Source organism: Lactiplantibacillus sp. B652, assembly GCF_023806745.1.
Lineage (GTDB): Bacteria > Bacillota > Bacilli > Lactobacillales > Lactobacillaceae > Lactiplantibacillus > Lactiplantibacillus pentosus.
The window spans coordinates 1-9,947 of sequence record NZ_JAMSKY010000027.1; the positions used below are offsets into that span (position 1 = coordinate 1).

General features: G+C 40.4%; 6 protein-coding genes and 7 pseudogenes. 5 read left to right on the plus strand and 8 right to left on the minus strand.

Annotated features, from left to right (window positions below):
• On the plus strand, nt 1–517 hold a 517-nt coding region (locus tag MZO40_RS16185; protein ID WP_252133427.1), incomplete at its 5' end, for a ribonucleotide-diphosphate reductase subunit beta.
• Nucleotides 518–644: 127 nt separating this feature from the next.
• On the opposite strand, the gene MZO40_RS16190 is transcribed toward MZO40_RS16185, so the two are convergent.
• Entirely contained in the window at nt 645–1,457 is an 813-nt protein-coding gene (locus MZO40_RS16190; RefSeq protein ID WP_252133428.1) for an IS3 family transposase, read from the minus strand.
• Nucleotides 1,458–1,570: 113 nt separating this feature from the next.
• Between MZO40_RS16190 and MZO40_RS16195 the strand changes: the two are divergent.
• Nucleotides 1,571–1,882, plus strand: a pseudogene (locus MZO40_RS16195) (recombinase family protein); the annotation flags it as partial.
• A gap of 88 nt (nt 1,883–1,970) precedes the next feature.
• Here the strand turns inward: MZO40_RS16195 and MZO40_RS16200 are convergent.
• The 3 genes and pseudogenes from MZO40_RS16200 to mobQ all read right to left on the minus strand — a co-directional run.
• Nucleotides 1,971–2,126 (minus strand): annotated as a pseudogene (locus MZO40_RS16200) (helix-turn-helix domain-containing protein); the annotation flags it as partial.
• 170 nt (nt 2,127–2,296) lie between these two features.
• Nucleotides 2,297–4,432, minus strand: coding sequence for a type IA DNA topoisomerase (topB, locus tag MZO40_RS16205; RefSeq protein ID WP_252133429.1), 2,136 nt, complete (start codon nt 4,430–4,432; stop codon nt 2,297–2,299).
• Between the two features lie 96 nt (nt 4,433–4,528).
• A complete protein-coding gene (gene mobQ / locus MZO40_RS16210; protein WP_252133430.1) occupies nt 4,529–6,592 on the minus strand; it encodes a MobQ family relaxase in 2,064 nt (687 codons plus the stop codon).
• A gap of 270 nt (nt 6,593–6,862) precedes the next feature.
• Here mobQ and MZO40_RS16215 point away from each other — a divergent pair.
• Nucleotides 6,863–7,072, plus strand: a pseudogene (locus MZO40_RS16215) (hypothetical protein).
• A gap of 19 nt (nt 7,073–7,091) precedes the next feature.
• Complete coding sequence (locus MZO40_RS16220) at nt 7,092–7,373, plus strand: hypothetical protein (protein ID WP_252133432.1); 282 nt, start codon at nt 7,092–7,094, stop codon at nt 7,371–7,373.
• Here MZO40_RS16220 and MZO40_RS16225 read toward each other — a convergent pair.
• The 3 genes and pseudogenes from MZO40_RS16225 to MZO40_RS16235 all read right to left on the minus strand — a co-directional run.
• A pseudogene (locus tag MZO40_RS16225) lies at nt 7,360–7,923 on the minus strand (zeta toxin family protein). The gene MZO40_RS16220 and the pseudogene MZO40_RS16225 sit on opposite strands and share 14 nt — an antisense overlap.
• 125 nt (nt 7,924–8,048) lie before the next feature.
• Nucleotides 8,049–8,240, minus strand: a complete 192-nt coding sequence (locus tag MZO40_RS16230; protein WP_252133431.1) for a hypothetical protein — start codon at nt 8,238–8,240, stop codon at nt 8,049–8,051.
• 149 nt (nt 8,241–8,389) lie between these two features.
• Nucleotides 8,390–8,889, minus strand: a pseudogene (locus MZO40_RS16235) (plasmid replication initiation protein); the annotation flags it as partial.
• Nucleotides 8,890–9,011: 122 nt separating this feature from the next.
• Here MZO40_RS16235 and MZO40_RS16240 point away from each other — a divergent pair.
• Nucleotides 9,012–9,833 (plus strand): annotated as a pseudogene (locus MZO40_RS16240) (IS256-like element IS1310 family transposase); the annotation flags it as partial.
• A gap of 6 nt (nt 9,834–9,839) precedes the next feature.
• Here MZO40_RS16240 and MZO40_RS16245 read toward each other — a convergent pair.
• Nucleotides 9,840–9,947 (minus strand): annotated as a pseudogene (locus MZO40_RS16245) (IS5/IS1182 family transposase); the annotation flags it as partial.

The following is a 9,947-nucleotide window of genomic DNA, read 5'->3' on the forward strand; positions in this document are numbered from 1 at the left end:
TGAAAAGAAAGTTGCAAGCGTCTTTCTTGAAGGAATTTTGTACTACACCAACTTTTTTACCCCACTTTGGTACCGTGGTAACAATAAGCTGGCAAATCTTTCTGAAGTCATCAAACTAGTGATCCGCGATGAATCTGTTCATGGTACTTACCTCGGCTACAAATTTCAATTGGGATATAATGAGCTATCGGCGACTGAACAAAAAACATTCAAAAAGTGGATGGATGAGTTGCTCGACGATCTCCTTGAGAACGAGTTTGCGTTCACCGAAGAAGTTTACGCGCCGATTGGGTTAGCGGAAGACGTTAAACAATTCGTTCACTACAACGCCAACAAGGCGCTCCAAAATATGGGCTTTGAATCCCGCTTCCCCAATGCTGAGATTAAAGATATCAACCCAATCGTAATGAACGGAATTTCAACCGAAACGGCCAATCATGATTTCTTCTCACAAGTTGGTGCTGGCTATCTAATGGGTAATGCTGAAGCTATGAGTAGCGGCGACTATGACTTCTAACATAGGCTTCTAGGCATAATTAAAATTTAAAAAAGGCTAATATCTACAGGAAATATTAAAGTAAAGCCCCTGAGTTGTACTAGTCCCTGTCAAGTTGTCATTTGAAATAATATAAGTTTTGCTTTGCTTAAACGGCCTCATTCCAGTATTCAGCTGGGGTGAGGTCGTTTCTTGCTGGTGAACAATCTAGTTGATTAAAATAGTTGATGCCTTCTTCGACCAAGGCCACTAATTCTTTATAGGTAACTGGTTTAGCGTGTCGATCAATCCAGCGCAATTTGAACTCGTTCCACCAACGTTCCATTGGTGCGTTATCATACGGCATTCCTGGTCGTGACATACTACGGGTGACTTCATGTTGCGCCAAAAAGTTATTGAATGTTCCTGATGTGCATGCCGAACCTCGGTCAGTATGCACTATAGGGTGGACGTCACCCGCAAAATTAAAGGCCCGTTGAAAAACCTGAACTTTTGCCTTCGAAGTTTCAGTTTCACTTAATTTATGGGCAATTAGATGGCGACCGTAAAGATCCAGCGCGCCACTCAAACGCACTTTATACTGACCGTTAACACCATAGGTCAATTCCGTTGAATCAGCTAACCAAACCTGGTTTGGTTGGTTAACGCCAAAACGCTGATTTAAAACATTATCTTGTAAGTATTGCTCCTGTTGTTTGATTCGTGAATGCTTTTTCTGATGAACCTGGCAACGAATGCCTAGCTTGCTCATAATCCTCTTAACTTGCTTTAACGTCACCTGTTCGGTGACGGCCGGGTCTTTTCTGAGATTAGATAATATTTTGGTACTACCAATACTTTGATGATGCTGGTTATACCAATATTGAACCCGTCCAGTTAAGAAGTTATCTCGAATCCCCCAATCCGTTAAGTTACGATGTACCCTAATGTCTCCTTCCTGAGCTGTGATATAATAGATCAAACGTGTGAGACATTAGAGTGTGACACAGTAACTTTTAAATCTTAATCAGATCAACTAGTTGAGTAGTTGCCCAGAAACTGACGTCAGAATTAATATGATAAGAAGGCAAATATATGAAAATTGGTTATGCTAGGGTGTCGTCTGAAAATCAGAATTTAGCTCGGCAGATTGAAGCTCTAAAAAAGTCTGGTGTAGAGAAAATATTTCAGGAAAAAGTTTCCGGAAAATCAGTTCAAAATCGCCCTGAATTGCAAAAAATGTTAGAGTTCATTCGTGAAAAAGATATTGTCACTGTTTTGGATTTAGATCGACTTGGTAGAAATGCTCAGGACATTACTGACACCATTAACTTGATTCAACAAAAGGAAGCCACACTAGATGTTTTAAGTTTACCGAGTTTCACTGATATACAAGATGTTAACTTATGGTAGATTGCAAATTTAATCCGAATTTTTGACAAATTATTCAGCATTACTTGGTAAGATGTTTGCCAGTTGAGTACTTTCAGCGGCCTTTGGTTAATTTATCCTGATAAGGTTGACATCGCGACAAGTCATAAAAAATGGTAGCTGGTGATCGATTCAACCGCTCAGCCATTTGGATATTGGACAGACCTAGCTCACAAAAAGTTTCGATTTTAATTCGTTCTGAATAGGCTATACTAGACAAAAGATCAGCTCTTAAAAATGGGTTTGTGGTAAACACCATTTTAAAGGAAGCTGGTCTTTTTGTCCGAACAGCGTTCGGATTAATTTTACAATCTACCTTTTAGAATTGTAAAAGTGAACCTGAATGACGGGTTCACCAACCGGAACGTAATGCAGGGCGGTAGGCAGGTTCTAATCAAAATCAAAACTTAATTTATGGCCGTCAAGCTTTAACTTGGCGTCAAACGACTTTCCCTTTTTGCTCTTGAAACCCTTTAGTTTGCTGGTTTCCCCTTTGGTGACCAGTGCTTTGATCGCGGTCTTCCCGAGGGTCTTACTGCTCCATTTCTTGGGCAGGGTAAAGTCTTCGCCTTGCTTAGGCTTTACAATATAAAACTTCTGTTTATTTAAAACGGTCGCTTGCGGTATTTCTAAGAAGACCTCGGCGGCTTTTTGGGCTTGCTGTTGGTGATTGATTTGTTGCTTAATGGCTGCATTGCCGGTTAATTGTGTGGGAACATCAGCGATTAACTTGGCCACAAAGTTCTTAATCTGGCTCAAAAAGTTATCCGGGGTGCGTTCTTCGGTACTGATTTGCTGTAACGCTTGCTCCCATTTAGCTGTCATTTCTGGGCTAGTTAGCAAGGGTTCGAGTTCAACCGCTTTACATAAAGTAATCCCCGCTTCACTGACGTGGAGCTTGTTCTTTTCAGTAACTAAATAGCCGCGCTTCTTTAACACTTCCAGCACATTTGCCCGGGTTGCGCTCGTTCCAATGCCTTGCACATCTTTGAGAATTGCTTGGGCTTCTTCATCATCAAGTGTTTTACCGGCCGTCTTCATTGCCGTAATTAAGGTACCTTCGGTAAATGGTACCGGCGGGGTCGTTTCTTTTTGCGGTGTTTGCAGATTCGCTTGAACTTGATCGCCTTGGTGAACGATCGGTAGGGTGGCTGCCTCTTGCTGGTCGGTTTTGTGATCATCAAATAAAGCTTGCCAACCTTGCTTAGTTGGGACCTTACCGGTTGCTTTAAAATTGGCGTCACCAACTTGGGTGATAATGGTGGTTTCTTCGTACTCGTACGGATCAGCAAACATCGCTAACGTCGTTCTTAAAACCAAGTCATAGACTTGTTGCTGTAATTTAGGTAAGCTGGCTAGTTTCTCTTTAGTCGGCACAACTTTAGTCATGATAATGGCGTAATGTTCTTCAACCTTTTTCCCATTGACGTAACGTTTATTTGGGGTGGTATTGGTTAAAGCGACTTGCTTAGAGACTAAACCCAGATACTTCGTCAGATTAGCCACTAAGTACTCAAATTCTTCATCAGTGATATAAGCACAATCGGTGCGGGGATAACTCAACAACTTGGCTTCATATAAACTTTGAATAGCTGCTAAGGTTTGGCTGGCACTGGCATGATACCGTTTATTCATCGCACTTTGCAGACTGGATAGTGAGAATAGTTGGGGGCTGGCACTCTTTTTAGCCTGCTTTTGCACGTCCTTGATTAAACCGCCCTGCGAGCCTTTATGAACGTGTTTAGCTCGCATGAATGTCATTAGACCTGCTTCGTCTTTAAATCGCTGATAGGGGTCTAATTTTGCGACGAATTTTTGCTGATTAGCTAAAATTTCCGCATTTAGTTCAAAATAGGGTTCCGGCTTAAAGTTTTTGATTGCCTGGTCTCTTTGATAGACCATATACAAGGTTGGCGTCTGCACGCGACCAATTGAGTACACCCCACGCACCCCATTTTTCCTCAACAATAAAGTATATAAGGGACTACCATTCATACCGATCAACCAATCACTAATTTGCCGGGTTTGAGCTTCTTTATAAGCCAAATAGTCTTTGTGCCAATCACCAAGATTTTTGAATCCAGTAATAATGGCGTCTTTTTCCAAGCTATTCAACCATAGCCGTTTAATGGTCTTCTTTTTAACGTCAATCTGGGCTTGGCTCATGATTGACCAGGCAATATTGGAGCCTTCCCGACCACTATCGGTGGCCACAATAATGGTATCGGCTTTCGTTAACAGGTCTTTAACGACCTTGAATTGCGCTCTTTTACTAGTTGACACTTCAAACTTGTATTTGTCTGGGAAAATCGGTAAATTAGATAAGGCCCATTGCTGGTATTTCTGATCATATTTATCCGGTGTGGCTAGTTCAACTAAATGTCCGAGACCATACGTCACAAGCGTATTTTCGGGCAAAACAGGGTCACTAACCGTATAGTAACCCTGTTTTTTTGTGCTCTTTTGAAAGGCTTGGACGTATGAACGGGCTTGACTGGGTTTTTCAGCTAAGATAACAGTGGTCATGTTCGTTCACTCCTTGTGATTAAGCTTCTGTTCTAATTCTGTTCTGCCTTGTTCAGCCGCTTTTAACCAGGTTTAACGGTGCATTTTTTATTCCGATTACAAGTGCATGCCCCCATCTTCATGCCGGTTTCGAGTTTGGTGTTGCCGTTGCTTTTTCGTCATTTCCCACTCAGTCTCCTTTAAACCTTGCGCCTGTTTTTGCCGTTGGTAATCTTCATCACGGGCATATAGGGCGGTCATGATTGCGTTACTAAAGGCCGTCTTTAAGTAGTAGTCTGGACTAACTGGCTTGTAGTTCAGTGGTTGATAATGTCCGATATTTGCTTTTCTATACTGGTCGTCCTTGGCTTGTTGCTCTTTTAACTGCTTTTGGATTTTCTCAATCTGACTGTTTTTAATCATCGGATCGGCTTTGCATTCACCCAAAAAGAGTTGTTTAGTGCCGTCATGCTTTAAAACCCGTTGTAAGTGATGATTCTCTAGCTGATCTAAGCTAAGCTGTCCCAATAAATAAGCTAGTCCTTGTTGATGTTCTTGGGTACTGAAAACCCTCGGTGGGTTTTCCTGCCACTGTGCGATTGTTTCAACCTTGCACGGCTTTAAAACAGGATCATAGTACATCACGGCTGTATAGGCTTGTTCCTGTTTAATCAATGGCAATCCATCTAAATCACCTTTGGGAAAGGCCCTTTTCAATACTTCATGGTATTGCGTTTTAATGAATTGCTTAACGGCCATGATTGCCCGTAGATCTTTGACTGCGCGAGTAATCTTTTGCTGTTCGGTTGGTGAATATTTCTCTAGTAACCCTTGATCGACGTGTTCTAGACTTTCTAAGTTATCGTCATGAATCATCAGCGTATATTTCAGTTCGATTTTGACTTCCTTTTCTTGTTGCATTAATAACTTCCAGCCAACGTATGGCCGTTTGGTAAAGGTCAATAATTGTTGGGTCAACAAATCATCACGAATGTTCATTAAACGTTCGTTTAATTCGCTACCCTTGAAAACTGTTTGTTCGCTATCGGTTTCCTTAATTAATTCTCGTCTTTCAGCTTGCGTGGTCTGTTCAAAATTAAGCTCTGGATAAAGTTTTTTCGTGGTACGATCGACCACTTTGTTTAAGAGTTCATCTGCCTTTTTTAATGAGCTTTCTTGTTGGTTAATTGTCAATAATTGTTTAGTCACATCTTCACCAACTGCATGTTTAATTAAGGTGCTATTTTTCCAATTAAATAGCATGCGCCGTTTATCATCTAAGCTCTCTAAACTGATATAAGTTTTCAGTTCATGACTTAACTCATTGACCACCCGTTTTTCATTAAACGATAAATGTTTGCTTAGACTATCTAAATGATCTCTATTGATTACTTTTTCTTGGTTGTTTTTATAACTGGCTTTGGCCTTGCGATAGTTCTTTACTTGTTGGTTAAATTCTTTTCTTTCATGCCGCTTGCTATTGATTCCCTCATGTTGAGTTGGTGTATCATCTATGCCCTGCTCGATAAATGATTTTTCACTGATCCGATCCGGAATATTTTTTTGCTCTAAAACTTGATTGACACTAGCCGCCCAATTGTGCCGCCATTCAGTAATTTTTTCTTTTTTATCCCAATCAACTAGCCACACCTTTCTTGATCTTGGAAAACGACTATTTCCTGTATAAGTCTTGTTCCCATTTTCATCTAATATATTTTCCCTTTTACTTTTCAATCCCCATGTTCCGTCTGGATTAAATGGACGATTAGTTAGCATAACATGAGCGTGCGGATTATCTGGATGATCTCTATGAATTGCTACGTCGGCAACCATACCCTCATCAACAAAATTTTCTTGTACATATCTTGTCAATAATTCTTTCTGTTCGTCTTCACTTAATTCAACTGGTAAAGCCACGTTAAACTCTTTTGCATAGCGTGAATTTGCTCGCCGATCTTTTCTTTCGACTTCATTCCATAATTTCTCTCTATCACTCGCCCATTCTGGCGAATTCTTTGGTGTCAAAATAAAGCTTTCTGGCATGACTGACCGAGCATAAAAATAGCTTCGACCTTCTTTTTGATTGAATAACTTTTCACCACTTCTATAACTTGCTCCAGCAATTGCGCTTCTTCCTTTTCCAGCACTAATATTACTAAAGCTCATGTGAAAAATTACCATGTCGGTCACCACCTTTCTTTGGGTTTATGGGTTTGCTTTTGTTGTCGCCAACGGCGACTTCTGATACAAGGGTTTAGCACAATAACACAACCAACTTTAGTTGTTGTGTGTAAGTGCGCATTGACCTCGTTTCACTCGGTCTTCTGATTCTCTTAACTTTAATTTAGTGTATGCCTTCCGCTTCGCTATTTCAACTTTCATACTTTGACTTAACGTTCTCTGTATGATATAGTGTCGGTGATCATTTTTAATACGATTGGAAGGATCATTATGTCTCAAAGTAACTTATAAAAACAAGAAGCCAAATTAAAACAGCTTAATCAAAAGATTAAAGTTGAAAAAAATAAAATTGAACAAAATCTCGGTAAGCAAATCATTAGATCAGCCAATTTGGATTATGGGACACTTACCACTCCACAGATTAAAGTGATTGCTAAAAAAGTTGCCGCCTTTTTAAATCAAGCTCAAAATAACCGATAATAGTTAGGTGGTAATGACTATACCTAATCAATATGAAAAACTAGTTGAGCAACAAACGCTTTTAAAGCAAAAAATTGAGCGGAAAGATTTTAAATTACGGCAATCTAAATACTATGAAAATCGGCAAGCCCGTAAAGCCCGTTCTCGCCGATTAATTCAAAAAGGTGCTTTGCTCGAAAAATACTTTCAAGCTGATACCCTCTCGGTCGAACAAACCGAAGAGCTTTTAAAGACATTTGCCGGTTATGTTAATGCCCATAAGCCGAATAAATTCAAAAACGATCAACCTAATAATAACTAGGCCGATCGTTTTTATTTTCTGAATCATTCATGGGATTTCTAATTTTTAAATCTGAATTATTTTTAACAAAGGAATTTAATTGTTTTTGAACGGCTGCTTCAAAGGCGATTTTGGGGTTTATTCAAGGAAAATCTCGCAAATTATTTTTAATTACCTGGTCATGCTCTCTTCTGTAAACTGATACAAATTTTTGGCTATTATCGCAGATCACGACGTTATCAGCTTTGAATGCAACTGCTGCTAAATTATGATTTGATTGATTATAGCGTTTTTTAACAACTTCATCTGTTACCCCGTGCCCACCTTTTTTGACCCGTTCATGAACTCGATTAATTGTTACTTTTTCGTTTTTTAACGCCACGTATAAAAGTGTTACCTCAAAACCATTTTGGTGAGCCAGATCAATTAAATTCAATTGCGCCCTACCCTGGCCAGCCAAGGTTGTTTCAACATGGATACTCCGCCCGATATCTAAAGCCGCGTGGAGTTGTTTTATCTCTTCGCGCATTGCCCTAAAGTTGTCACGATTTTTATGCCAATTGCGACCCATTTTTTAGAGGATTTCATCGGCATTTAATCGTTTGGAGTGAGTAAATAATTCGGGTCTCGCGCGATATAAAGTGCTTTTACCAGCGCCGCTTATCCCAGCCACGATGATGTATCTCTTTGGCTCACTCATGTATGCTTGTCATTGATAATTTTCTCTTGGCGTTTATCTAAGAGGTAAGTGTGTAACGCGTCAAACAACTTGCGCTTATCAGGATCTTGATTATGTGCTGCTTGCTCCCAAATTTTTTGAATGTTGATTGCCCAGGGGTCAGCCAACAATTGCTCTATTTTTTCGACTTTTTTGCTTGGTTTGGTCATTTAAAAAGCTCCTTTCACATTCGCTTAGTTCAGCCATCGCCTGTTCAACTACTTAAGGCCCCTATTTTTGTTTCTAAGTGATTTTAAAGCAGTTTTAATAAATTATGCACCGCAACGCTCAAAACGGCTTAAATGAGCTCATATGACGTTTAATTCCAAGAGCGCTCATTGTCAGTGTTCTGTTCTTCGGGATGTTTGGCCGCATATTCTCTACCGCTTGTTGGTTCCACCAAACGCCAAATAGGTTTTGCATGGTGCCATACAAGTAGTTTTCAACGTTCTTGATATGTTTCTCATTGCTTCTAAGAACGTTAAAGTAGCGTCTCAAGGCTTTAGTCATCAAAGGTTTAAGTTCTTCGTCGTCAAGCGGGATTAGAACCCCAATATCCTGATGATCCTTTTCAACTTGGTACTTAGCATTTAAGATAATGCCAATGAAGCGCCGCGTTTGTTGCGGGGTTCGACACCATAAGCTAAGTAATTGCACAGCTTCTGGTTCTAAGAAAACCGGTAAGCCAGTATCTTCATCAGTTAAGAAGTTATTAGCATGATTTATGAGATCATGGTTTTGCTTTTCGATTTCATATGGTGAGAAACGTGCTGTGGAAAAGTTCAACTTTTGAGTATCTATATTGTATCTGTTTTTGTCTCTTTGAGAGCGTAAAATATCTTGTGTAAATGCATAAAAGAATTCTGAATTGTATAGAAATAGGGAATGCCTTCCCTTATGATATTTAGTAATCACAGAAAACATCACAGGAGGCATTCCCCATGAATGAACTTACCACAGAAATTATCGCTGCACTAGCCCAAAAGCAAGATTTGGACGAAGTTTTTCGTCACCACCTCGAAATTGCGATTAACCAGCTGCTTCAAACCGAATTGGCAGAGTTTTTGGGTTACGAACGCTACTCATACGCTGGGATTAACACTGGTAATAACCGCAACGGCAGTTATGAGCGCTCGTTTGATACGAAGTACGGCCAACTTAACTTAACCATTCCTCGAGATCGCAACGGCCGGTTTGAAAATCATACCTTGCCAGCCTACGGTCGGCACAGTGATAATTTAGAAACAACGGTCATTCAGTTGTATACCAAGGGAATTACCACTGCTGAAATTGCCGAACTCATTGAAAAAATGTACGGTGCTCACTACTCCAAAGCCACGGTTTCCAACATGACTAAAGCTATCAATGAACAGGTTCAAGCTTTCCAGCAACGTCGACTGGCTTCACAATATGCAGCCATCTTCTTAGATGCCACTTACTTGCCGTTAAAGCGGGATACCGTTCAAAAAGAAGCCGTTCATATTGCGATTGGCATTCGTCCAGATGGGACGAAAGAAGTGCTGAACTACCAAGTGGCGCCAACGGAATCGACTGGAATCTGGACTGAATTGCTGGGAACCTTGATCAAGCAGGGCGTTAAAGATGTGCTGTTGTTTGTGGCCGATGGGTTAGTTGGTTTGGATGAAGGCTTGAATCGGCATTTCCCTAAAGCCAAACGACAACGTTGCCTGGTTCATGTTGGGCGGAATCTGATGAACAAAGTTCGCGTAAAAGACCGCAAGGCCGTGATCAGTGACTTTAGAACCTGTCTAATATCTTTTGAGCATCACAATCAAATAAGCTAAAACAACCATTTGGCGACTAGTACTAAGATGTCGTTCGCAATTTTTCCAAAGGCGCCGACATTTATCTAGCCA